At 57.3% G+C, this 21,951-nt stretch carries 24 protein-coding genes and 2 tRNA genes; 17 read left to right on the forward strand and 9 right to left on the reverse strand.

Annotated features, from left to right (window positions below; translation table 11 throughout):
• Window positions 1-6 precede the first annotated feature (6 nt).
• On the forward strand, window positions 7-1,386 hold the full coding sequence (gene mpl / locus ACORQT_RS01865) for a UDP-N-acetylmuramate:L-alanyl-gamma-D-glutamyl-meso-diaminopimelate ligase (RefSeq protein ID WP_164057562.1): 1,380 nt from the start codon (window positions 7-9) through the stop codon (window positions 1,384-1,386).
• Between the two features lie 197 nt (window positions 1,387-1,583).
• Here mpl and yhcN (ACORQT_RS01870) read toward each other — a convergent pair whose 3' ends face one another.
• The 3 genes from yhcN (ACORQT_RS01870) to argR form a co-directional block, all read right to left on the reverse strand.
• Window positions 1,584-1,847, reverse strand: coding sequence for a peroxide/acid stress response protein YhcN (gene yhcN / locus ACORQT_RS01870; RefSeq protein WP_025305042.1), 264 nt, complete (start codon window positions 1,845-1,847; stop codon window positions 1,584-1,586).
• A gap of 120 nt (window positions 1,848-1,967) precedes the next feature.
• The gene (gene yhcN / locus ACORQT_RS01875) at window positions 1,968-2,231 is read right to left on the reverse strand and encodes a peroxide/acid stress response protein YhcN (protein WP_004933574.1); all 264 of its coding nucleotides are present in this window, start codon (window positions 2,229-2,231) and stop codon (window positions 1,968-1,970) included.
• Between the two features lie 403 nt (window positions 2,232-2,634).
• A complete protein-coding gene (gene argR, locus ACORQT_RS01880) occupies window positions 2,635-3,105 on the reverse strand; it encodes a transcriptional regulator ArgR (RefSeq protein ID WP_016929335.1) in 471 nt (156 codons plus the stop codon).
• A 464-nt stretch (window positions 3,106-3,569) separates the two neighbouring features.
• Between argR and mdh the strand changes: the two genes are divergently transcribed.
• Window positions 3,570-4,508: a malate dehydrogenase gene (gene mdh, locus ACORQT_RS01885; RefSeq protein ID WP_033636811.1), complete on the forward strand. Its 939-nt coding sequence runs from the start codon at window positions 3,570-3,572 to the stop codon at window positions 4,506-4,508.
• A 66-nt stretch (window positions 4,509-4,574) separates the two neighbouring features.
• Here mdh and ACORQT_RS01890 read toward each other — a convergent pair whose 3' ends face one another.
• On the reverse strand, window positions 4,575-4,835 hold the full coding sequence (locus tag ACORQT_RS01890) for a helix-turn-helix domain-containing protein (protein WP_004933567.1): 261 nt from the start codon (window positions 4,833-4,835) through the stop codon (window positions 4,575-4,577).
• A 180-nt stretch (window positions 4,836-5,015) separates the two neighbouring features.
• On the opposite strand from ACORQT_RS01890, the gene ACORQT_RS01895 reads away from it, so the two are divergent.
• Entirely contained in the window at window positions 5,016-5,372 is a 357-nt protein-coding gene (locus tag ACORQT_RS01895; protein ID WP_033651481.1) for a DNA-binding protein, read from the forward strand.
• A 50-nt stretch (window positions 5,373-5,422) separates the two neighbouring features.
• Here ACORQT_RS01895 and ispB read toward each other — a convergent pair whose 3' ends face one another.
• Window positions 5,423-6,394 carry an octaprenyl diphosphate synthase gene (gene ispB / locus ACORQT_RS01900; protein WP_033641648.1) on the reverse strand — a complete coding sequence of 324 codons (972 nt, stop codon included), beginning with the start codon at window positions 6,392-6,394 and terminating at the stop codon, window positions 5,423-5,425.
• Between the two features lie 270 nt (window positions 6,395-6,664).
• Here ispB and rplU point away from each other — a divergent pair, with 270 nt between their 5' ends.
• From rplU to cgtA, 4 genes are all read left to right on the forward strand, one after another.
• On the forward strand, window positions 6,665-6,976 hold the full coding sequence (gene rplU, locus ACORQT_RS01905) for a 50S ribosomal protein L21 (protein ID WP_004933561.1): 312 nt from the start codon (window positions 6,665-6,667) through the stop codon (window positions 6,974-6,976).
• 17 nt (window positions 6,977-6,993) lie between these two features.
• Window positions 6,994-7,251 (forward strand): 50S ribosomal protein L27, encoded by a 258-nt coding sequence (rpmA, locus tag ACORQT_RS01910; RefSeq protein ID WP_004933559.1) that lies wholly within the window; start codon window positions 6,994-6,996, stop codon window positions 7,249-7,251.
• A gap of 105 nt (window positions 7,252-7,356) precedes the next feature.
• A complete protein-coding gene (locus ACORQT_RS01915; RefSeq protein WP_033651479.1) occupies window positions 7,357-8,328 on the forward strand; it encodes a DMT family transporter in 972 nt (323 codons plus the stop codon).
• 16 nt (window positions 8,329-8,344) lie between these two features.
• On the forward strand, window positions 8,345-9,517 hold the full coding sequence (cgtA, locus tag ACORQT_RS01920; RefSeq protein ID WP_033641651.1) for an Obg family GTPase CgtA: 1,173 nt from the start codon (window positions 8,345-8,347) through the stop codon (window positions 9,515-9,517).
• 36 nt (window positions 9,518-9,553) lie between these two features.
• On the opposite strand, the gene pmrB is transcribed toward cgtA, so the two are convergent.
• From pmrB to dacB, 3 genes are read right to left on the reverse strand one after another with little or no spacing between them, the layout of a single operon-like run.
• Complete coding sequence (pmrB, locus tag ACORQT_RS01925) at window positions 9,554-10,615, reverse strand: two-component system sensor histidine kinase PmrB (RefSeq protein WP_089192486.1); 1,062 nt, start codon at window positions 10,613-10,615, stop codon at window positions 9,554-9,556.
• Window positions 10,612-11,274 (reverse strand): two-component system response regulator PmrA, encoded by a 663-nt coding sequence (gene pmrA, locus ACORQT_RS01930; protein ID WP_033641655.1) that lies wholly within the window; start codon window positions 11,272-11,274, stop codon window positions 10,612-10,614. The genes pmrB and pmrA overlap by 4 nt, the downstream gene beginning before the upstream one ends.
• An 8-nt stretch (window positions 11,275-11,282) precedes the next feature.
• Window positions 11,283-12,716, reverse strand: coding sequence for a serine-type D-Ala-D-Ala carboxypeptidase (gene dacB, locus ACORQT_RS01935; protein WP_042783531.1), 1,434 nt, complete (start codon window positions 12,714-12,716; stop codon window positions 11,283-11,285).
• A gap of 256 nt (window positions 12,717-12,972) precedes the next feature.
• Here dacB and greA point away from each other — a divergent pair, with 256 nt between their 5' ends.
• Window positions 12,973-13,449: a transcription elongation factor GreA gene (gene greA / locus ACORQT_RS01940; protein WP_004933539.1), complete on the forward strand. Its 477-nt coding sequence runs from the start codon at window positions 12,973-12,975 to the stop codon at window positions 13,447-13,449.
• A 112-nt stretch (window positions 13,450-13,561) separates the two neighbouring features.
• Here greA and yhbY read toward each other — a convergent pair whose 3' ends face one another.
• Entirely contained in the window at window positions 13,562-13,855 is a 294-nt protein-coding gene (gene yhbY, locus ACORQT_RS01945) for a ribosome assembly RNA-binding protein YhbY (protein ID WP_004933536.1), read from the reverse strand.
• A gap of 143 nt (window positions 13,856-13,998) precedes the next feature.
• On the opposite strand from yhbY, the gene rlmE reads away from it, so the two are divergent.
• The 9 genes from rlmE to nusA all read left to right on the forward strand — a co-directional run bounded on the left by rlmE (window position 13,999) and on the right by nusA (window position 21,936).
• Complete coding sequence (gene rlmE, locus ACORQT_RS01950) at window positions 13,999-14,628, forward strand: 23S rRNA (uridine(2552)-2'-O)-methyltransferase RlmE (protein ID WP_004933533.1); 630 nt, start codon at window positions 13,999-14,001, stop codon at window positions 14,626-14,628.
• A gap of 56 nt (window positions 14,629-14,684) precedes the next feature.
• Window positions 14,685-16,616, forward strand: a complete 1,932-nt coding sequence (gene ftsH / locus ACORQT_RS01955) for an ATP-dependent zinc metalloprotease FtsH (protein WP_004933529.1) — start codon at window positions 14,685-14,687, stop codon at window positions 16,614-16,616.
• A 91-nt stretch (window positions 16,617-16,707) separates the two neighbouring features.
• Window positions 16,708-17,544: a dihydropteroate synthase gene (gene folP / locus ACORQT_RS01960; RefSeq protein ID WP_033651477.1), complete on the forward strand. Its 837-nt coding sequence runs from the start codon at window positions 16,708-16,710 to the stop codon at window positions 17,542-17,544.
• 4 nt (window positions 17,545-17,548) lie between these two features.
• Window positions 17,549-18,886, forward strand: a complete 1,338-nt coding sequence (gene glmM, locus ACORQT_RS01965) for a phosphoglucosamine mutase (protein ID WP_033651476.1) — start codon at window positions 17,549-17,551, stop codon at window positions 18,884-18,886.
• Window positions 18,887-19,106: 220 nt separating this feature from the next.
• Window positions 19,107-19,442 (forward strand): preprotein translocase subunit SecG, encoded by a 336-nt coding sequence (gene secG, locus ACORQT_RS01970; protein WP_004933519.1) that lies wholly within the window; start codon window positions 19,107-19,109, stop codon window positions 19,440-19,442.
• Between the two features lie 70 nt (window positions 19,443-19,512).
• Window positions 19,513-19,599, forward strand: a tRNA-Leu gene (locus ACORQT_RS01975).
• Between the two features lie 60 nt (window positions 19,600-19,659).
• A tRNA-Met gene (locus tag ACORQT_RS01980) sits at window positions 19,660-19,736 on the forward strand.
• A gap of 217 nt (window positions 19,737-19,953) precedes the next feature.
• Window positions 19,954-20,406, forward strand: coding sequence for a ribosome maturation factor RimP (rimP, locus tag ACORQT_RS01985; RefSeq protein WP_033644179.1), 453 nt, complete (start codon window positions 19,954-19,956; stop codon window positions 20,404-20,406).
• A gap of 21 nt (window positions 20,407-20,427) precedes the next feature.
• Complete coding sequence (gene nusA / locus ACORQT_RS01990) at window positions 20,428-21,936, forward strand: transcription termination factor NusA (RefSeq protein WP_004933514.1); 1,509 nt, start codon at window positions 20,428-20,430, stop codon at window positions 21,934-21,936.
• The last annotated feature ends 15 nt before the right edge of the window (window positions 21,937-21,951 follow it).

Here is a 21,951-nt window from a genome sequence, read left to right on the forward strand (position 1 = left end):
AAACCTATGCGCATTCACATTCTTGGGATCTGTGGCACCTTTATGGGCGGGCTGGCGATGCTGGCGCGCTCACTGGGGCATGACGTCACCGGTTCGGACGCCAACGTCTATCCGCCGATGAGCACGCTGCTGGAGAACCAGGGGATCGATCTTATTCAGGGTTATGATCCGGCCCAGCTGGATCCGGCGCCGGATCTGGTGATCATCGGCAACGCCATGACGCGCGGCAACCCGTGCGTGGAGGCGGTGCTGGAGCGTGGTATCCCTTACGTTTCCGGCCCGCAGTGGCTGCACGACGCCGTGTTGCGCGATCGCTGGGTACTGGCGGTCGCCGGCACCCACGGCAAAACCACCACCGCCGGCATGGCGACCTGGATCCTCGAAGCCTGCGGCTACCAGCCGGGCTTCGTCATCGGCGGCGTGCCGGGCAACTTCGACGTCTCGGCTCGCCTCGGCGGCAGCCCGTTCTTCGTGATCGAGGCCGACGAGTATGACTGCGCGTTCTTCGACAAGCGCTCCAAGTTCGTGCACTACAGCCCGCGCACGCTGATCATGAACAACCTGGAGTTCGACCACGCCGATATCTTCGACGATCTGAAAGCCATTCAGAAACAATTCCACCACCTGGTGCGCCTGGTGCCGGGCAAAGGCAAGATCATCCTGCCGGACAACGACAGCCACCTGAAGCAGGTGATGGCGATGGGCTGCTGGAGCGAACAGGAGCTGGTGGGCGAAGAGGGCACCTGGCGCGCGCAGAAGCTGACGCCGGACGCCAGTCATTACGCGGTGTTCCTCGACGGCGAGCAGGTCGGCGAAGTGAACTGGGCGCTGGTGGGCGAGCACAACATGCATAACGGCCTGATGGCCATCGCGGCGACCCGTCACGTCGGCGTGCAGCCGGCGGACGCCTGCCGCGCCTTGGGCGACTTCATCAACGCCCGTCGCCGCCTGGAGCTGCGGGGCGAAGCCAACGGCGTCACGGTCTACGACGATTTCGCGCACCACCCGACGGCGATCCTGGCCACTCTGGCCGCGCTGCGCGGCAAGGTAGGCGGCACGGCGCGCATTCTGGCGGTGCTGGAGCCGCGATCCAACACCATGAAAATGGGCATCAGCAAAAACGATCTGGCGCCTTCGCTCGGCCGTGCCGATGAAGTGTTCCTGTTCCAGCCGCATCATATTCCGTGGCAGGTTGCGGAAGTGGCGGATGCCTGCGTGCAGCCGGCGCACTGGAGCGCGGATCTCGACACGTTGGTGGAGATGGTGGTGAAAACCGCACTGCCGGGCGACCACATTCTGGTGATGAGCAACGGCGGTTTCGGCGGCATTCACGATCGCCTGTTGGACGCGTTGGCGAAAAAGCAGGAACCGAAGGTGACCTACTGATTGTTCAGCCGCATAAGCCAACCTAAGGGCCGCATTCGCGGCCTTTTTTACGCCCATAAAAAAGCCCTCGCGAGCGAGGGCAACGGGGTTCGTCGGATAGGACGACGAGAGGGTCTCTGGGAAATCGGCGTTTGCGTCAGAACTCGGCAGTGGCAGTGACGAGGGTAATCAGCTCTGCAAAGCCGTTCCCAGAGTTGTTATTTGTAAATCTCGGCGGTGGCGTGGTAGTTGCCTTCGTTACGCGCTTCGATCACGCGGTAGGCGGTCGCGCCTTTAGCATCGGCTTTCTCCGACAGCGCCTGGCGAATGTCGGTCGGTGCGCCGTCGATACCGCTGACGGTAATGGTGCCGATAGATTGCAGATTGGCGGTCTGATCGTTAGTCACCAGCTGGGCGGCAGACGCGCCAAAGGAGATGACAGACAGCAAACCGAGTGCAGCGAGAGTAGTTTTCATGTTCATGATAGCGATCCTTGGTCATAACAGCCTGGAAGGGCTTGGCAGCGATTTTTATTCTTGAAGGCCGTTATGACAGCGTTTGATTCCAGAGATGTATTGCCCGTTGCCGGGTAATGCCGGTACTTATTTGTAGATTTCAGCGGTCGCGTGGAAGTTGCCGTCGTTGCGCGCTTCGATCACGCGGTAAGCGGTCGCCCCTTTGGCGTCGGCTTTATCGGACAGCGCCTGACGAATGTCAGAAGGCGCAGCGGCGACGCCGCTCACGGTGATCACACCGGCGGGCTGCAGTTTTGCGGCCTGGGTTGCATCAACAGATTGTGCTGCGAATGCGCCAAAGGAAAGCATGGACAGAACGCTCAGGGTTGCAACGGTAGCTTTAATTTTCATCATCTCACCTCATCGTATTCTTTTATCAGTTCCAACGAACTGTGATTCAGTTCACGGAAATGAGTATACAGCTAGTAACGTGAAAAATTAATAGTTCGCTAACAGTTTCTAGTGAAACTTTAAACCGATGAACCTTATTTTTTATAACTACAAGGAATAAAAAACGCTCATAAAACGATCTTTCGATGTTAAATTTATGTAATTTCAATAAGGTAAGTGCTTTTGACCAAAAGTGCGGAAGATCACAGTGGGTACTGCTGGTTACATGGATATGTCATGGAAATGTGTTGTTGCGGGATAAAAAAGCAGTGTTAAACGCGGTTGAAGGCCGGAAAGGTAACGCGAGGGTTAAAGAAGCGCTAACAAAATGCGGGCGGTAGCCGCACTTTGTTAGCGCCAGGTTTCACAGCTCTTGCTCGAACACGCCCAGGATCGCTTCATGCAGCTTCTGAGCGGTAAAGCCGCTGGACGGCGTGACGAAAATCGTGTCGTCGCCGGCGATAGTGCCGAGGATGCCCTGGGATTTGCCCAAGGAGTCAAGCAGGCGGGCGATCAGCTGTGCGGCGCCCGGACTGGTGTGGATCACCACGACGGCGTCGTTATGGTCGACGTCCAGCACCAGGTTCTTCAGCGGGCTGGTGGTGGTCGGCACGCCGAGTTCGGCAGGAAGGCAATACACCATTTCCATTTTGGCATTGCGCGTACGTACCGCACCGAACTTGGTCAGCATGCGCGATACTTTGGATTGGTTAATGTTTTCGAAGCCTTCTTCTTGCAGCGCCAAAACGATCTCGCCTTGAGAACTGAATTTTTCTTCTTTCAATAACGCTTTGAACGTCTTGATCAGATCTTCCTGTTTTGCGGGATTACGCATTTTGCACCGTGGAATGTTGATAATGGAAGTCATGATTATGCATATAAATGAATTTTTATGCAACAAAGGCCGACCCAAAGAAAATAAACATGACCGGGCGGCGAGGAAAGGGCGGCATTTTAACAAAATCCGGCCGTGATGAATATGCCCTTTTGACGTCGGAAAATCGGCCTGCGCTGGTAAATAAAATGTTATTAAAATGATGTTGTTCTGATGTTGCGTAAGGGTGTAATGTAACGGCCGGTTAACTTGCTCGTGAATAACCTCGCACTATTTTTGATTAGTGTGCGCTATGCCCTTCATGCGTAAGCGATTTAATCTAAAATGGGCGCGACAGCGGTCATTTTATTGCACCTGCAGGCAACAATTAGCTAATTTATTGTTTTTAAAGGTGTAATAATTTAAGGTCCGTCACCAACACATTCACGGCGCTTTATATATTTAAGACAATAAAGGAGTATAGGATGAAAGTTGCAGTTCTCGGTGCTGCTGGCGGTATCGGCCAGGCCCTCGCCCTTCTACTCAAAACCCAGCTTCCTTCAGGTTCTGAACTCTCTCTCTACGACATTGCCCCCGTTACCCCAGGCGTTGCCGTCGACTTAAGCCACATCCCAACCGCAGTTAAAATCAAAGGCTTCAGCGGCGAAGACGCGACCCCGGCTCTGCAGGGTGCGGACGTGGTGCTGATTTCCGCCGGCGTGGCCCGTAAGCCAGGCATGGATCGCTCTGACCTGTTCAACGTTAACGCCGGCATCGTGCGTAACCTGATTGAGCAAGTGGCGAAAACCTGCCCGAAAGCCTGCATCGGCATCATCACCAACCCGGTTAACACCACGGTCGCCATCGCGGCGGAAGTGTTGAAAAAAGCCGGCGTTTACGACAAGAACAAACTGTTCGGCGTGACTTCGCTGGATATCATCCGTTCCAACACCTTCGTGGCCGAGCTGAAAGGCAAGCAGCCGGAAGAGCTGAACGTGCCGGTCATCGGCGGCCACTCTGGCGTGACTATCCTGCCTCTGCTGTCGCAGATCCCTGGCGTGAGCTTCACCGATCAGGAAGTGGCGGATCTGACCAAACGCATTCAGAACGCCGGCACCGAAGTGGTGGAAGCCAAAGCCGGTGGCGGGTCTGCTACGCTGTCCATGGGCCAGGCGGCCGCGCGTTTCGGTCTGTCTCTGGTGCGCGCACTGCAGGGCGAGAAAGGCGTTGTGGAATGCGCTTACGTTGAAGGCGACGGCAAATACGCTCGCTTCTTCGCACAGCCGCTGGTGCTGGGTAAAAACGGCGTTGAAGAACGCAAGGATATCGGCACGCTAAGCGCCTTCGAACAGAAAGCGCTGAATGAGATGCTGGACGTGCTGCACAAAGATATCGAACTGGGCGAGAAGTTCATCAATAACTGATCGTCGCCGATAGTCAGCCGATAAACGCCGCCGGACGCTGTTCCGGCGGTTTTTTTTGCCCCGCGTTCACGATTTGATGCGGGCTTTTCGATCCAGCAGGCAATCGCTGTGCGGATCATAATAGCGGCTTGGCCAGATCTCCGATGGGTGGATGCCGATTGCTTCGGCGATCAGCCATTCCCCCTTCGGCCAGGGACGCGACAGCGCGTTGGCCAGCGTTGATGAGCTTAATCCGGCCTTGCGCGACACCGCCGCCAGCGTGGTGCCCTGTTTGCGTAACGCCGCGATGATATCTGCCGGATGCCAATCTGGGTTCCTTGAATTCATGTTTACATTCCTTTTCTGATTAGCCAAAGTTGCGTTAGTGGTATAACTAACGGATCAGGGTTAGGCGTTTGAACAACGTGAAACGCTTATTCGGAAACAAGAATACCATTAAATTTCCTAAAAAATACCCAAGTAATTTCCAAAAATGACTTTGCCCACTATTGCCCAGAGATGATGGCTATGAAAAACGAGTGGTTTGCCGCCAAGGAACTGACAGGCATCGCAGGATTACCTTCCTCACCACAGGGAATCAATCTGATGGCCCGGCGCGAAGGCTGGATAAGCCGCAGGCGTAAAGGCGTGCAGGGAAAAGCGTTGGAGTATCATATCGACAGCCTGCCGCCTGGCGCGCGCAACCTGCTGATGCTGAAAGAAGATGGGGCGGCGTATGACGTAGAACGCCAGGATCCGTTAGCGGTATGGATCGAGTATTACTACCATTTGACGGAGAGCGAGCGCGAGAAAATGGTGGCTTTCCTGATGCGGGAAGGGATAGGCGGCCTGCTGGCGCGCATTGACGAAGAGAACAATACCTAGACAGGCCCGCATCAGCGGGCCTGATAAGAACGTTAAGAAACTTTTGTTTCTTAAAAGTCGCGTTGCACTGCCAGATGCGCCAGGCCTTCCAGCGCCGTGCGGTGCTCCGAGGCCGGCAAGACCTGCAGCGCGGCGATCGCCTTGTCGGCTTCTTCCTCGGCGCGTTGGCGAGTGTATTCCAGCGAACCGCATTGTTGCATCGCCTGCAATACCGGCTCCAGCAGATGACGACCGTTGCCTTGCTCAATCGCGCCGCGGATCATCTCACGCTGTGCGTCGTCGCCGTTGTGCATCGCGTGCAGCAGCGGCAGGGTCGGTTTCCCTTCATTCAGATCGTCACCGGTGTTTTTGCCCAGGGTGCTGCCGTCGGCGCTGTAGTCGAGCAGATCGTCGATCAGCTGGAAAGCGGTGCCGAGGTAGCGGCCATAATCTTGCAGCGCCTTCTCTTGCTCGGCGTTGGCGCCGGACAGGATCGCCGACGATTGCGCCGCCGCCTCAAACAGACGGGCGGTTTTGCTGTAGATCACCCGCATATAGCTTTCTTCGCTGATGTCAGGATCGTGCACATTCATCAACTGCAGCACTTCGCCTTCGGCGATGACGTTGACCGCCTCCGACATCAGCGCCAGCACGCGCAGCGATTCCAGGCTGGTCATCATCTGGAAGGCGCGGGTATAGATAAAGTCGCCGACCAGCACGCTGGCGGCGTTGCCGAACGCGGCGTTGGCGGTGGCTTTGCCGCGGCGCATGTCCGATTCGTCGACGACGTCGTCATGCAGCAGCGTGGCGGTATGGATGAATTCGATCAGGGCGGCGACGGTGACGTGCTTGTTGCCTTCATAGCCCAACGCTCGCGCCGCCAGGACGGCGATCATCGGCCGGATGCGTTTACCGCCACCGCTGATAATGTAATAGCCAAGCTGATTGATGAGCGTGACATCGGAATTCAGCTGTTCGAGAATTGTTGCGTTCACGGCCGCCATATCTTGCGCGGTTAACTCGGTAATTTGCTCTAGGTTCATTGTGTTTTTTTCAGCTGTGTTTCTCTTCACCGCGTTGAGATCGCTGCTCACATCGGTACATGGCGGTAACTGTCCCTATGATTGTACTTGAAAAACGGTTCAGATAAACGCCACGAAAGAAACTGTGTTTTTTTTCTTCTTTTTTGTACATCTGGTCTTATTCTGCTCTTGTCATGCGCCGCTTTTTTGCGTAGAATTCGCGCCCTATTGTGAATATTTATAGCGCGCTCTGAACTAACACAGTCGGGCACGCGGAAAGCGGAGTTTTATATGTACGCGGTTTTCCAAAGTGGTGGTAAACAACACCGAGTAAGCGAAGGTCAGACCGTTCGCTTGGAAAAGCTGGACATCGCAACTGGTGAAGCGGTTGAGTTTGACCAGATTCTGATGATCGCTAATGGCGAAGATATCAAAATCGGCGTTCCTTTCGTCGATGGCGGCAAGATCAAAGCTGAAGTCGTTGCTCACGGTCGTGGCGAGAAAATTAAAATTGTTAAGTTTCGTCGTCGTAAACACCACCGTAAGCAGCAGGGCCACCGTCAGTGGTTCACTGACGTTAAAATCACCGGCATCAGCGCTTAAGTTAGGAGAGCGGATTAATGGCACACAAAAAGGCTGGCGGCTCGACTCGTAACGGTCGCGATTCAGAAGCTAAACGTCTGGGCGTAAAACGCTTTGGCGGCGAAGCAGTACTGGCAGGCAGCATCATCGTTCGTCAGCGCGGCACCAAATTCCACGCTGGTACCAACGTGGGTTGCGGCAAAGACCACACTCTGTTTGCTTTGAAAGACGGTAAAGTCAAATTCGAAGTTAAAGGCCCGAGCAATCGTAAATTCATCAGCATCGAAGCTGAATAATTTTTCGAGCCTTACGAAATAGATGTAAGCCCCGCAATTCGTTGCGGGGCTTTTTACATTTATGGGTTGCCTGCGGGCAGCCCCGTCAGCGTTAGCGAAGGTAATATGGATACGAAGCAGCAGGTCGGCGTGGGTATTTCCCTGGCGTTAACCACGGCGGTTTGCTGGGGCGCGTTGCCGATCGCGATGAAAGAAGTGTTGGCGGTGATGGAGCCGTTTACCGTCGTTTGGTATCGCTTTACCATGGCCGCCATCGGTTTGGGCGTGATCCTCGCGGTGCGCGGCAAGCTGCCGCCGCTGAAGATGTTCCGTCAACCGCGTTGGCTGCTGCTGTTGGCGATCGCCACGGCGGGGCTGTTGGGCAACTTTGTGTTCTTCAGTTCCTCGCTGCAATACCTGAGCCCGACGGCGTCGCAGGTGATTGGCCAGCTGTCGCCGGTGGGCATGATGTTCGCCAGCGTGCTGATTTTAAAAGAGCGCATGCGCATCACCCAGGTCATTGGCGCCTTGATGCTGATTTGTGGACTGATGTTGTTTTTCAACGTCAGTCTGATAGAGATCTTTACCCGGCTGACGGACTACACGCTGGGCGTCATGCTGGGCGTGTGTGCGGCGATGGTCTGGGTGAGCTACGGCGTGGCGCAGAAGGTATTGCTGCGACGGCTGGCTTCGCCGCAGATCCTGGTTATGTTGTACACTTTATGTGCGATAGCGTTGTTCCCTCTGGCCAAACCCGAGGTGATTTTCCAGCTTAGCGGCTGGCAATTGGCGTGCCTGCTGTTTTGCGGCGCCAACACGTTGATCGGCTATGGCGCGCTGGCGGAAGCGATGGCGCGCTGGCAGGCGGCGCAGGTGAGTGCGTTGGTGACGCTGACCCCGCTGTTTACCCTGCTGTTTTCTGATTTATTGGCGCTGGCCTGGCCCCAGGCGTTCGCTGCGCCGACGTTAAATCTCGTCGGCTATGTTGGCGCGTTTGTGGTCGTGGCGGGCGCTATGTTTTCCGCAATTGGTCACCGGTGGTGGCCGCGACGGGCAGAACCCCCCCAGGTTGCTCCTTTGAAGCAGCCCGGTGAATGATTTACGGAGACGGTAAATGAAGTTTGTAGATGAAGCAGCGATTCTGGTCGTTGCAGGCGATGGCGGCAACGGATGCGTCAGCTTCCGCCGCGAAAAATATATCCCTAACGGTGGGCCTGACGGCGGCGACGGCGGCGACGGCGGCGACGTCTACCTGCTGGCGGACGAGAACCTCAATACCCTGATCGACTACCGCTTTGAGAAGTCTTTCCGCGCCGAGCGCGGTCAGAATGGCCAGAGCCGCGACTGTACCGGTAAACGCGGTAAAGACGTCATCATCAAGGTGCCGGTCGGCACGCGCGTGAAGGATCAGGGCACCGGCGAGATCCTCGGCGACATGACCCGTCACGAGCAGAAACTGATGGTCGCCAAAGGCGGCTGGCACGGTCTGGGCAACACCCGTTTCAAATCGTCGGTCAACCGTGCGCCGCGTCAGAAGACGCTGGGCACCGCCGGCGAAGCGCGCGATCTGTTGCTGGAGCTGTTGCTGCTGGCCGATGTGGGCATGCTGGGGCTGCCGAACGCCGGCAAATCGACCTTCATCCGCGCGGTGTCCGCCGCCAAGCCGAAGGTGGCCGATTATCCGTTTACCACGCTGGTGCCAAGCCTGGGCGTGGTGCGCATGGACCACGAGCAGAGCTTTGTGGTCGCCGACATTCCGGGGCTGATCGAGGGCGCCTCCGAAGGCGCGGGCCTGGGCATTCGCTTCCTGAAACACCTGGAGCGTTGCCGCGTGCTGTTGCACCTGGTGGACATTGCGCCGATCGACGAATCCGATCCGGTGGAAAACGCCAAAGTCATCATCAACGAGTTGAACCAATACAGCGAAAATCTGGCGCAGAAGCCACGCTGGCTGGTGTTCAACAAAATTGATGTGATTGGTGAGGAAGAAGCCGCCGAACGCGCCAAGGCGATTGTGGAAGGCATGGGCTGGGAAGGAAAGTACTACATGATCTCCGCCGCCAACCGCGAAGGCGTCAACGCGCTGTGCTGGGACGTGATGAACTTCATCAACACCCAGCCGAAAGCGATGGCGATCGAAGAAAGCGCGCCGGAAAAAGTCGAATTCATGTGGGACGACTATCACCGCGAACAGCTGGCGGAGATGGAATCGGAAGCGGATGACGACTGGGATGACGACTGGGACGAAGACGACGACGAAGGCGTCGAAATCATTTACCAGAAGTAATTCGATGATAAAGGGCTCAGCAACGCTGGGCCCTTGTTATTTGAGCGCCTTTTCCGGCAGCCAACACTGGGCATTCAGGCCGCGCGCATCACGGCGGTTTTCCAGCGTCAAGCGCCCCTGGTGCAGCTGTACGATGCGGATCACGATATTCAAGCCCAGTCCGCTGCCGCCGTAGCGCTGATCCATGCGGCGAAACGCCTGCGTCAGCTCCCCGACCATCTCTTCCTTGATCCCCGGGCCATCGTCGATGACCTGCAGCAGATAACCGCGGTCCTGCGGCGTTAACCGCACCTGTATCGCGCCGCCTTCCGGGCCGTATCGGTGGGCGTTTTCGACCAGGTTACGCAGCAGCAGCCGCAGCAGCACCGGATCGCCGTTCACCGCGGCGGCGGCCGGCAATTGCCAGGCCAGCGTTTGCCCGCGTTGGGCGGTCATTTCGTCGAGCTCTTCACGCAGCGGCTGGATCACATCGGCTACCCAATCGAAATGCTGGTAATGGCCGCTGGCAAAGTCTTGCCCGGCGCGCGACAGCATCAGCAGTTGCTCGACGGTGTGCATCAGTTGATCGATGCGGGCGATCAGCGCCTGGCTGCCCTGGACGCCCTGTTTTTCCATCAGTTCCAGATGCAGGCGGATGCCGGCCAGCGGCGTGCGCAGCTCGTGGGCGGCGTCGGCGGTGAACAGGCGTTCCTGCTGAATGGTGTTGTCCAGCCGTGAGAACAGCTGATTGAGCGCATTGGTGACCGCCACCATTTCCTGGCTGTCGCTGGTGATCGGCAGCGGCGTCAGGTTATCGGCAGAGCGCTTTTCCAGCCGCTGCTGCAATTGGTTGAGCGGGCGGGTGATCCAGCTGATGGCCCAGAAAGACGCCAGCAGGGTCACGATCATCATGATCAGCGAAGGCGCCAACAGCGAGGCGATGGCTTCGGCGATCTCGGTATCGACGCGCTCACTGCGCACTTTGGCGGACAGGGTTTCGTCCACCAGGAAGCTGATCTGTTCCTGGCTTTCGTGCCACAGCCAGAAGGCGCTGATGAGCTGCGTGACCAACAGGATCAGCGCCAACATCAGCAGCAGGCGGCGGCGCATGCTGATCATGAGGAAGGTTCCAGGCGGTAGCCGATGCCGCGCACGGTGCGGATGCGATCCTTGCCCAGTTTGCGACGCAGGTTGTGGATGTGCACTTCCAGCGTGTTGGAGCCCAGATCGTCTTGCCAGGTGTAGAGATCTTGTTGCAGGAGCTCACGGTTGACCGTCTGCCCGGCACGCATGATCAGGCGCGACAGAATGGCGAACTCTTTTGGCGTGACCTCCACCGGTTGTTGCTGCAGGTAGACCTGCTGGCTGGAGAGGTTCAACTGCAGGTCATCCACCTGCATCAGATTGTCGCTGTGGCCCTGGTAGCGCCGCAGGAGGGCGCGCACGCGCGCCTGCAGCTCAACCAGCGCGAAGGGTTTGACCAGGTAGTCGTCGGCGCCGGCGTCCAGCCCGTCGACGCGATCTTCCAGGGCGTCGCGGGCGGTCAGGATCAGCACCGGCAGATCGATCTGCTGGCGGCGCCACTGCCGCAGCAGCGCCGCGCCGTCCATATCCGGCAGGCCGAGATCCAGGATCACCATGCTGTATTGGCTGGTGATGAGCAGGCTGTTGGCCTCCGCCGCCGTGGCGGCGCAGTCGCAGACGTAACCCTCGCCGGTCAGCGCCAACGCCAGCCCCTGTTGCAGCAGTTCATCATCTTCAACGACCAGCAGCTTCATGACGACCCTCAGTTGTTTTGGTAAATATCCCGATACAGGCGGCTTTCGAAGCGCACCAGCGGCGCGCGGCGCTGTTTCTGATCTTCCGGCGGCACGGCGTAGCCGGAGAGATACTGCACGAAGGCCATGCGCTGGCCGCTGGCGGTCGTGATGAAGCCCGCCAGGTTGTAGACGCCCTGCAGCGCGCCGGTCTTGGCCGACACCTTGCCGTCGACGCCGGCTTCATGCAGGCCGCCGCGGTAGCGCAGGGTGCCGTCATAGCCGGACAGCGGCAGCATCGAGATAAAGTTCAGCTCGTTGTCGTGCTGCGCGATGTACTGCAGCGCCTGCATCATGGTCGCCGGGGCGAGCAGGTTGTGGCGCGACAGGCCGGAACCGTCGGCGATGATGGTATTGCCCAGATCGATGCCGGCCTTTTGGCGCAGTACCTGGCGCACCGCATCGGAGCCCGCTCGCCAGGTGCCCGGCACGCCGAAGCGCTCATGGCCGATGGTGCGGAAGACGGTATCGGCAATCATGTTGTCCGACTTCTTCAGCATGATCTTCAACAGATCGTGCAGCGGTGCCGACTGGGTTTGCGCGATCACTGTGCCGGTAATGCCGGGACGCGTCTGGCGTTTCAAATGCCCGTCGATCTGGATGCCGGCCTGCGTCAGCTCGTCTTTCAAGATGGCGCCCGCATAGCTGGCGCCGTCCTGGATGGCGAAGGCCAGCGGCAACGGCTCGCTGCGCTGCGTCAGGCAGCCGGTCAGGGTAAAGCGGTTCAGCTCGCCCGGCACCACGTCCAGCTCGCAGTACTGCGCGTCTGCCGAGCCGCGCGCCAGGGTGCGCACCTGGCTAAACATATTAACCGGATAATAGGAGGCGACGCGGATAAACGCCATGTCGCCCGGATTCGGCGCGCTGTACAGCGAGACCGAGAAACAGTTGCGATCGACGATGGCGGCGGCCGGCGGCGCGCTGAAGCACTGCGTCAGATCGTTCCACGGCCAACCGGGCGCTTTGTCATGGCTGGCGAAGACAGAGGTATCGACCAGCACGTCGCCGCTGATTTGGCGCACGCCTTGCTTTTTCAGGACGGCCACCATATTGCGCAGGCTCTGGCGTTTGAAGGTCGGATCGCCGCTGAAGCGAGCGATCAGGTTGCCGCGCAGCACGCCGTCGCGGATATCGCCCTGGCTCTCCAGCGTGGTAGTGAAACGGTAATCGGGCCCGAGTTGCAGCAATGCCGCCAGCGCCGTCAGCACTTTTTGGGTACTGGCCGGCAGCGCCATTTGCTGAGAGTGGTAATCGATCGTCGGCGAGCTGGCGCCGATCTTCTGAACGACCAGGGCAAGGTTGGCCCCATCAGGCAGATATTGTGTGTACTCTTCAACCGGGGCCGCATTCGCATTCAGAACAAATGCGCAAGCCAATGCACTGACAATTCGTGAAAAACGCATAATCTCGGGATAACAGCTGGATAACGTGCCGTCATACTACGGTGCAATCAGGGAAAAAGTAAACGATGACCCTCAAGGAACTCTAGGCTAAAATGCGTATCAAAATGCAAAACCGATCTTGGCTTGGGCTCCGTTCCGAGTCAGGTTTCTTTTGTTTGTCGCCTGGAGGCGGGGGGCGGTATGCCAACCGTGTTTTCATACGAATACGTCAGGATGACGGTTATTTGAACAGGAAAGATTTAGAGGTATTTATACGATGAACCAAATTCCGATGACCTTGTTTGGCGCTGAAAAACTGCGCGAAGAGCTCGAATATCTGAAAAGCGTGCGCCGCCCGAAAATCATTGCGGATATCGCTGAAGCGCGTGAACACGGCGACTTGAAAGAAAATGCCGAGTACCATGCCGCCCGCGAACAGCAGGGTTTCTGTGAAGGCCGCATTCAGGAAATCGAAGCCAAGCTGTCCAATGCTCAGGTGATCGACATCACCAAGATGCCGAACACCGGTCGGGTGATCTTCGGCGCCACCGTATCGGTGATGAATCTGGACAGCGAAGAAGAAGTGACTTACCGCATCGTTGGCGACGATGAGGCCGATTTCAAGAAAAATCTGATTTCGGTAAACTCGCCGATGGCGCGCGGTCTGATCGGCAAAGAGCAAGACGATGTGGTGGTGATCAAAACCCCAGGCGGCGACGTGGAATACGAGATCCTGAAGGTCGAGTATCTCTGATCGGGACCGTTGGTCATTAATGCGCCAACGTTTTGTAAAGATAGGAAAAAGGCCGCAAGCGGCCTTTTATCTTGGTCAGGCGCATGGCACCTTTTCGTTAACCTGATGGTTATTAACGCGGTAGACTGATCTTGCGCTCTTTCGACGGGCGGTAAAGAATAAGCGTACTGCCGATAACTTGCACATTGCAGGCGCCCGTTTCACGCACGATAGCGTCGGCGATCAGGGTCTTGGTTTCGCGATCTTCAGCGGCGATTTTTACCTTGATCAGCTCATGATGCTCCAGAGCCTGTTCAATTTCAGCCAGCACCCCTTCGGTAAGACCGTTATTGCCCAGCATCACCACCGGTTTTAACGGATGCGCCAGGCCTTTCAGGTGCTGTTTTTGTTTATTATTCAGATTCATTGTCTTTTTTGCTTAAGTTGGGATTGAAAACGGTACATTCTACCGCCATCTCATGTATATCACCAAATCGGTCTTCACCGGTGTGAGTCTACGTGAGCAGCGACCCTGACATAAGACTCTTTTTATGATAGTTGGAAAACGAGATGGCTAATAAAAAGCGTTCGGCTAGCTCCAGTCGCTGGTTACAAGAACACTTTAGCGATAAATATGTACAGCAGGCGCAGAAAAAGGGACTGCGTTCCCGTGCCTGGTTTAAACTTGATGAAATACAGCAGAGCGACAAACTGTTCAAACCGGGCATGACCGTGGTTGATCTGGGCGCCGCACCGGGCGGCTGGTCGCAGTATGTGGTCACCCAAATCGGCGGTACCGGGCGCATCATCGCCTGTGATATTTTGCCAATGGATCCTATCGTTGGCGTCGATTTCCTTCAGGGCGATTTTCGTGATGAACTGGTGCTGAAGGCACTGTTGGAACGAGTAGGCGAGAGTAAGGTTCAGGTGGTCATGTCCGATATGGCCCCGAATATGAGTGGCACCCCGGCGGTCGATATTCCAAGGTCGATGTATCTGGTGGAGTTGGCGCTGGATATGTGTCGTGATGTCCTCGCACCAGGCGGAAGTTTCCTGGTGAAGGTGTTCCAGGGAGATGGCTTTGACGAGTACCTACGGGAAATTCGCTCCCTGTTTACGAAGGTTAAGATTCGTAAGCCAGACGCTTCCCGCGCCCGTTCGCGCGAAGTGTACATTGTAGCGACAGGGCGCAAACTGTAGTACCCTAACGCTGTTTGTTAACACAGTTGTAAGATGAGGTTAATCCCTTGAGTGACATGGCGAAAAACCTAATTCTCTGGTTAGTCATCGCGGTAGTGTTGATGTCTGTATTCCAGAGCTTTGGGCCCAGCGAGTCGAATGGCCGTAGGGTGGATTACTCTACCTTCATGTCCGAACTGACCCAGGACCAGGTTCGCGAAGCGCGAATCAACGGACGTGAAATTAACGTTACCAAGAAAGACAGTAACAAATACACGACCTACATCCCTGTCAACGATCCTAAGTTGCTGGATACGTTGTTAACGAAGAATGTGAAAGTTGTCGGCGAGCCGCCTGAAGAGCCGAGCCTGCTGGCTTCTATCTTTATCTCTTGGTTCCCGATGCTGTTGCTGATCGGGGTCTGGATCTTCTTTATGCGGCAAATGCAGGGCGGCGGCGGCAAGGGCGCGATGTCCTTCGGCAAGAGCAAGGCCCGCATGCTGACGGAAGACCAGATCAAGACCACTTTCGCCGATGTCGCCGGGTGTGACGAAGCGAAAGAAGAGGTGAGCGAACTGGTGGAATACCTGCGCGAACCGAGCCGTTTCCAGAAGCTGGGCGGCAAGATCCCGAAAGGCGTGCTGATGGTTGGCCCGCCGGGGACCGGTAAAACGCTGTTGGCGAAAGCGATCGCCGGCGAAGCGAAGGTACCGTTCTTCACCATTTCCGGTTCCGACTTCGTCGAAATGTTCGTCGGCGTGGGTGCATCCCGCGTGCGCGACATGTTCGAACAAGCGAAGAAAGCCGCGCCGTGCATCATCTTCATCGATGAAATCGACGCCGTCGGTCGCCAGCGTGGCGCAGGCCTGGGTGGCGGTCACGATGAGCGTGAGCAGACCCTGAACCAGATGCTGGTTGAGATGGACGGTTTCGAAGGCAACGAGGGCATCATCGTCATCGCGGCCACCAACCGTCCGGACGTGCTTGACCCCGCGCTGCTGCGCCCGGGCCGTTTCGACCGTCAGGTCGTGGTCGGGCTGCCGGACGTGCGTGGCCGCGAGCAGATCCTGAAGGTGCACATGCGCCGCGTGCCGTTGGCGGCCGACATCGACGCCTCCGTCATTGCGCGCGGTACGCCGGGCTTCTCCGGTGCCGACCTGGCCAACCTGGTCAACGAAGCGGCGCTGTTCGCCGCCCGCGGCAACAAGCGCGTGGTGTCGATGGTGGAGTTCGAGAAAGCCAAAGACAAGATCATGATGGGTGCGGAACGCCGCTCCATGGTGATGACTGAAGCGCAGAAAGAGTCGACCGCGTATCACGAAGCGGGCCACGCCATCATTGGCCGCCTGGTTCCTGAACACGATCCGGTGCACAAGGTCACCATCATTCCTCGTGGCCGGGCGCTCGGCGTGACCTTCTTCCTGCCGGAAGGGGATGCGATCAGCGCCAGCCGTCAGAAGCTGGAGAGCCAAATCTCCACCCTGTACGGCGGTCGTCTGGCGGAAGAGATCATCTACGGGCCGGAAAAAGTCTCTACCGGTGCGTCGAACGATATCAAAGTGGCGACCTCCATCGCCCGCAACATGGTGACCCAATGGGGCTTCTCCGAGAAGCTGGGGCCGCTGCTGTATGCGGAAGAAGAGGGCGAAGTGTTCCTGGGCCGTTCCGTGGCCAAGGCGAAGCACATGTCGGATGAAACCGCGCGTATCATCGACCAGGAAGTGAAGTCGCTGATCGAACGCAACTACACGCGTGCTCGCTCGCTACTGATGGAAAACATGGACATCCTGCACTCGATGAAGGATGCGTTGATGAAGTATGAAACTATTGATGCGCCGCAGATCGACGATCTGATGAACCGCAAAGACGTGCGTCCGCCGGCGGGCTGGGACGATGCGAACAAAGGCAACAGCTCCGACAACGGCGGCACCCCAAAAGCCCCGACGCCGGTAGATGAGCCGCGCACCCCAACGCCGGGCAACACCATGTCCGAACAGCTCGACAAGTAACAGCGGCTGTGTAATAACATCAAACCCCGGCATGCCGGGGTTTTTTTTGCCCGGCGGGCAGTGAACCAGGCAACAGTAAGGTGGACCAACCATGCAGTTAACCGTGCGCGACATGACGCTCAATCTCTCCCATCCACAGGTGATGGGCATCCTTAACGTGACGCCGGATTCGTTTTCCGACGGCGGCCGCCACAACACCCTGAACCAGGCGCTGGTGCATGCGCATGCGCTGATTTCGGCCGGCGCCACGATGATTGATATCGGCGGCGAATCGACAAGGCCGGGGGCGGCGGAAGTGAGCGAAGAGGAGGAGCTTGAGCGGGTCGTGCCGGTGGTAGAAGCGCTGGCGCAGCGCTTTGAAGTCTTTATCTCGGTCGATACCTCGAAAGCGGGTGTGATCCGCGAATCGGCACACGCCGGCGCACACTTGATCAACGACATCCGTTCGCTGCAGGAGCCGGGCGCCCTGGCGGCGGCGGCGGAAAGCGGTTTGCCGGTCTGCCTGATGCACATGCAGGGGCAGCCGCGCACCATGCAGCAGGCGCCGCACTACGACGATCTGATCGCCGACGTTCAGACGTTTTTCGAGCACCATATCCGGCGCTGTAACGAGGCGGGGATAACAAATCAGAAATTGCTGCTCGACCCAGGCTTCGGTTTCGGTAAAAATTTGTCGCACAACTATCAGCTTCTGGCCCGGTTGTCGGAATTTCATCGTTTCGGTTTGCCGCTGTTGGTCGGCATGTCGCGCAAATCGATGATTGGACAACTGCTGAACGTGCCGCCGGATCAACGGGTTATCGGCAGCGTGGCCTGCGCGGTGATCGCGGCGATGCAGGGTGCGCAGATTGTCAGAGTGCATGACGTTAAAGAAACCGTCGAGGCGATGCGTGTCGTCGAGGCAACACTTTCAGCTAAGGGACAGTAGAGACATGAGCGAGCGCAAATATTTTGGCACCGACGGCATCCGTGGCAAGGTCGGGGACAGCCCCATCACGCCTGACTTCGTGCTGAAGCTGGGCTGGGCGGCCGGTAAAGTGCTGGCGCGTCACGGTTCCCGCAAGATCATCATCGGTAAGGATACGCGCATCTCCGGATATATGCTGGAGTCCGCTCTGGAAGCCGGCCTGGCGGCCGCCGGATTGTCCGCCTCCTTCACCGGGCCGATGCCCACGCCGGCGGTGGCCTACCTGACGCGCACCTTCCGCGCGGAAGCGGGCATTGTCATCTCCGCTTCGCACAACCCGTTCTATGACAACGGCATCAAGTTCTTCTCGATCGACGGCGCCAAATTGCCGGACAACGTCGAAGAGGCGATCGAAGCCGAGATGGAAAAACCGCTGACCTGCGTGGAGTCCGCCGAGCTGGGTAAAGCCAGCCGCATCATCGACGCCGCCGGCCGCTATATCGAATTCTGCAAAGGCACCTTCCCGAGCGAGCTGAGCCTGAAGGGGCTGAAAATCGTGGTTGACTGCGCCAACGGCGCGACTTACCACATCGCGCCGAGCGTGCTGCGCGAGTTGGGCGCCACGGTGATCGCCATCGGCGTTGAGCCGGACGGGATGAACATCAACGAAAAATGCGGCGCTACCGATGTGCGTCAGTTGCAAGAGCGCGTACTGAAGGAAAAAGCGCACGTCGGCCTGGCGTTCGACGGCGACGGCGACCGCGTGATGATGGTGGATCACCTGGGCAACAAGGTGGACGGCGACCAGATCCTGTACATCATCGCCCGTGAAGGCCTGCGTCAGGGCCAGCTGCGCGGCGGCGCGGTCGGCACCCTGATGAGCAATATGGGGTTGGAGCTGGCGCTGAAACAGCTGGGCATTCCGTTCGCTCGCGCCAAAGTGGGCGACCGCTACGTGCTGGAGAAGCTGCAGGAGTTGGGCTGGCGCATCGGCGCGGAAAACTCCGGCCATGTGATCCTGCTGGACAAAACCACCACCGGCGACGGCATCGTGGCCGGGCTGCAGGTGCTGACCGCCATGGTGCGCAATCACATGAGCCTGCATGACCTGTGCAGCGGCATGAAGCTGCTGCCGCAGATCCTGGTCAACGTGCGCTTCGCCGGCGAGCACAATCCGCTGGAGTCCGACGCGGTGCGCAAAGTCACCGAGCAGGTGGAGGCCGAGCTGGCCGGCCGCGGCCGGGTGCTGCTGCGCAAATCGGGCACCGAGCCGCTGATCCGCGTGATGGTGGAAGGCGAAGACGAGCAGCAGGTGACCGCGCTGGCGCATCGCATCGCCGACGCGGTGAAATCCGCAGGTTAAAACAGACAGTTAGCCGCCGGGCTTGGCATCGCTGAGCCCGAACAGGCGATTGTTGGCGTTTTTTTCCGCAAACGCGCCGGCGGCTGCAAATTGCCCTTGCGCGGGTTGGCGGCTTTGGTTAGTATTCACACCCGCTTCAGTAGGCAGTTTATAAAAACGCCTGCTTGATGAGTGTGAAGCATTTGGCATGCGGTAAGGCCGCAAGGATACGGGTACTACTATGTACGAAGCTCTTCTGGTAATTTTCCTGCTGATCTCAATCGGGCTGGTTGCTCTGATTATGTTGCAGCAAGGTAAAGGCGCTGATATGGGAGCCTCTTTCGGAGCAGGTGCATCAGGCACATTGTTCGGTTCGAGTGGTTCCGGTAACTTTATGACCCGCATGACTGCTGTGCTGGCGACGCTGTTCTTCGTCATCAGCCTGATTCTGGGCAACCTCAGCAGCAACCAGAGCAAGAAAGGCAGCGAGTGGGAAAACCTGGGTCAGCCAGTGAAAACTGAGCAGACGACCGCGCCGGCGGCACCAGCCAAGCCGAGCAGCGATATCCCGCAGTAAGCCGTAACAAAGTTTGAAAACGGTGGTTGTGAACTCGAAAGAACAACGGCCGTTAGCAGTAAGAATCAGTACCGAGGTGGTGGAATTGGTAGACACGCTACCTTGAGGTGGTAGTGCCCTAACGGGCTTGTGGGTTCGAGTCCCATCCTCGGTACCAAATCCCAGAGATAACTTGCAATTTTGCGATTATCGGCGTAGTATTTGCCACGTTTTCGGACGCGGGGTGGAGCAGCCTGGTAGCTCGTCGGGCTCATAACCCGAAGGTCGTCGGTTCAAATCCGGCCCCCGCAACCACTTTCCTTTAAGTGTTTATTTTCAAATACACTTTTCGATTGAAACCCGCTTTTCTCGATCAACATTTGAAAATGACACTTGCTCGAAAGTTGTACCGAGGCCGCCTAGCGGCAAACAGGGTCCAGTTGCATAAAGCCCCGATTTTTCGGGGTTTTTTGTTATTTGGCAACAGAATCACTGGGCTATTTAGCCCTTTTTTTATGTCTTGGGGGTGGGCTTGTCCACATTAGAGCAAAAGTTAACAGAGATGCTTTCGGCACCGGTAGAAGCGTTGGGCTTTGAGCTTGTAGGCATCGAATTCATTCGTGCGCGCCAATCGACGCTCCGCATCTATATTGATAGTGATAACGGCATCAATGTTGATGATTGCGCTGATGTCAGCCACCAGGTCAGCGCTGTATTGGACGTCGAAGATCCAATCACGGTCGCTTACAACTTGGAAGTCTCCTCTCCTGGCCTTGATCGCCCGATGTTCACCGCAGAACACTATACGCGTTACCTCGGTGAAGAAGTCAGCCTGGTCCTGCGCATGGCGGTACAGAACCGTCGCAAGTGGCAGGGTATTATCAAGTCTGTCGAAGGCGAGATGATCACGGTTACTGTGGAAGGGAAAGATGAAGTGTTCGCGCTGAGCAACATCCAGAAAGCGAACCTGGTACCCCACTTTTAAAGTTTGGAAGAGGCAACTAGGATGAACAAAGAGATTCTGGCTGTTGTTGAAGCAGTTTCCAATGAAAAATCCCTTCCGCGCGAGAAGATTTTCGAAGCGCTGGAAACTGCATTAGCCACCGCAACCAAGAAAAAATACGAGCAGGAAATCGACGTGCGCGTCAGCATTGACCGCAGAACCGGCGATTTCGATACCTTCCGCCGTTGGGTCGCCGTAGACGAAGTGACTCAGCCGACGCGTGAAATCACGCTGGAAGCCGCTCAGTTTGAAGATCCGAGCATCGAGCTCGGCGGATACGTCGAAGATCAGATCGAATCCGTGACCTTCGACCGCATCACCACCCAAACCGCCAAGCAGGTTATCGTGCAGAAAGTGCGCGAGGCCGAGCGCGCGATGGTGGTCGACGCTTTCCGTGAACACGAAGGTGAGATCGTCACCGGCGTGGTGAAGAAAGTGAACCGTGACAGCATCGCGCTTGATCTGGGCAACAACGCCGAAGCGGTCATTGGCCGTGAAGACATGCTGCCGCGCGAAAACTTCCGTCCGGGCGACCGCATTCGCGGCGTATTGTATGCCGTACGTCCCGAAGCTCGCGGCGCGCAGCTGTTCGTCAGCCGTTCCAGCCCGGAAATGCTGAAAGAGCTGTTCCGCATCGAAGTGCCGGAAATCGGCGAAGAAGTGATCGAGATTAAAGCGGCAGCCCGCGATCCAGGCTCCCGTGCGAAAATTGCAGTGAAAACCAACGACAAGCGCATCGATCCGGTCGGCGCCTGCGTAGGTATGCGCGGTGCGCGCGTTCAGGCCGTGTCGAGCGAGCTCGGCGGCGAACGCATCGATATCATCCTGTGGGATGATAATCCTGCGCAATTCGTCATCAACGCCATGGCGCCGGCCGACGTCGCGTCGATCGTGGTAGACGAAGATAACTGCACCATGGATATCGCCGTTGAAGCCAGCAACCTGGCGCAGGCGATCGGCCGTAACGGCCAAAACGTGCGTTTGGCTTCCCAACTGCTGAAACAACACCGCGGCGACGATCGTTGGGAACTGAACGTGATGACGGCGGACGACCTGCAGGCCAAGCACCAGGCCGAGGCTCATGCCGCTATTGATACCTTCACCAAGTATCTTGATATCGACGAAGATTTCGCCACCGTACTGGTTGAAGAAGGCTTCTCCACGCTGGAAGAGCTGGCCTACGTGCCGATCAAAGAGCTGTTGGAAATCGACGGTCTGGATGAAGATACGGTTGAAGCATTGCGCGAACGCGCCAAAGCTGCATTGACCACGCTGGCCCTGGCACAAGAAGAAAGCCTGGGCGACAACAAACCGGCCGACGATTTGCTCAACCTGCCGGGTCTTGAGCGCAGCATGGCCTTTAAACTGGCCGCGCGTGGGGTTTGTACGCTGGAAGATCTTGCCGAGCAGGGTGTTGACGATCTGGCTGATATTGAAGGGCTTAGCGATGAGCAAGCCGGCGAGCTGATCATGGCTGCACGCAATATCTGTTGGTTTGGCGACAACGCGTAATAACTGTAGCAGGAA

The organism is Serratia sp. (in: enterobacteria) (assembly GCF_052400455.1).
In the GTDB taxonomy this organism is placed as follows: Bacteria; Pseudomonadota; Gammaproteobacteria; order Enterobacterales; family Enterobacteriaceae; genus Serratia; species Serratia ureilytica.

What these genes read in the sequence shown, in the direction of transcription:
- ACORQT_RS01895 (WP_033651481.1), top strand. Translation starts at nt 5,016, where the DNA reads ATGAAAAACGAGTGGTTTGCCGCCAAGGAACTGACAGGCATCGCAGGA.
- pmrB (WP_089192486.1), bottom strand. Translation starts at nt 10,615, where the DNA reads ATGATCAGCATGCGCCGCCGCCTGCTGCTGATGTTGGCGCTGATCCTG.
- cgtA (WP_033641651.1), top strand. Translation starts at nt 8,345, where the DNA reads ATGAAGTTTGTAGATGAAGCAGCGATTCTGGTCGTTGCAGGCGATGGC.
- secG (WP_004933519.1), top strand. Translation starts at nt 19,107, where the DNA reads ATGTACGAAGCTCTTCTGGTAATTTTCCTGCTGATCTCAATCGGGCTG.
- greA (WP_004933539.1), top strand. Translation starts at nt 12,973, where the DNA reads ATGAACCAAATTCCGATGACCTTGTTTGGCGCTGAAAAACTGCGCGAA.
- argR (WP_016929335.1), bottom strand. Translation starts at nt 3,105, where the DNA reads ATGCGTAATCCCGCAAAACAGGAAGATCTGATCAAGACGTTCAAAGCG.
- ispB (WP_033641648.1), bottom strand. Translation starts at nt 6,394, where the DNA reads ATGAACCTAGAGCAAATTACCGAGTTAACCGCGCAAGATATGGCGGCC.
- ftsH (WP_004933529.1), top strand. Translation starts at nt 14,685, where the DNA reads ATGGCGAAAAACCTAATTCTCTGGTTAGTCATCGCGGTAGTGTTGATG.
- nusA (WP_004933514.1), top strand. Translation starts at nt 20,428, where the DNA reads ATGAACAAAGAGATTCTGGCTGTTGTTGAAGCAGTTTCCAATGAAAAA.
- mdh (WP_033636811.1), top strand. Translation starts at nt 3,570, where the DNA reads ATGAAAGTTGCAGTTCTCGGTGCTGCTGGCGGTATCGGCCAGGCCCTC.
- rpmA (WP_004933559.1), top strand. Translation starts at nt 6,994, where the DNA reads ATGGCACACAAAAAGGCTGGCGGCTCGACTCGTAACGGTCGCGATTCA.
- ACORQT_RS01890 (WP_004933567.1), bottom strand. Translation starts at nt 4,835, where the DNA reads ATGAATTCAAGGAACCCAGATTGGCATCCGGCAGATATCATCGCGGCG.
- dacB (WP_042783531.1), bottom strand. Translation starts at nt 12,716, where the DNA reads ATGCGTTTTTCACGAATTGTCAGTGCATTGGCTTGCGCATTTGTTCTG.
- ACORQT_RS01915 (WP_033651479.1), top strand. Translation starts at nt 7,357, where the DNA reads ATGGATACGAAGCAGCAGGTCGGCGTGGGTATTTCCCTGGCGTTAACC.
- rplU (WP_004933561.1), top strand. Translation starts at nt 6,665, where the DNA reads ATGTACGCGGTTTTCCAAAGTGGTGGTAAACAACACCGAGTAAGCGAA.
- pmrA (WP_033641655.1), bottom strand. Translation starts at nt 11,274, where the DNA reads ATGAAGCTGCTGGTCGTTGAAGATGATGAACTGCTGCAACAGGGGCTG.
- yhcN (WP_004933574.1), bottom strand. Translation starts at nt 2,231, where the DNA reads ATGAAAATTAAAGCTACCGTTGCAACCCTGAGCGTTCTGTCCATGCTT.
- glmM (WP_033651476.1), top strand. Translation starts at nt 17,549, where the DNA reads ATGAGCGAGCGCAAATATTTTGGCACCGACGGCATCCGTGGCAAGGTC.
- folP (WP_033651477.1), top strand. Translation starts at nt 16,708, where the DNA reads ATGCAGTTAACCGTGCGCGACATGACGCTCAATCTCTCCCATCCACAG.
- rlmE (WP_004933533.1), top strand. Translation starts at nt 13,999, where the DNA reads ATGGCTAATAAAAAGCGTTCGGCTAGCTCCAGTCGCTGGTTACAAGAA.
- yhbY (WP_004933536.1), bottom strand. Translation starts at nt 13,855, where the DNA reads ATGAATCTGAATAATAAACAAAAACAGCACCTGAAAGGCCTGGCGCAT.
- yhcN (WP_025305042.1), bottom strand. Translation starts at nt 1,847, where the DNA reads ATGAACATGAAAACTACTCTCGCTGCACTCGGTTTGCTGTCTGTCATC.
- mpl (WP_164057562.1), top strand. Translation starts at nt 7, where the DNA reads ATGCGCATTCACATTCTTGGGATCTGTGGCACCTTTATGGGCGGGCTG.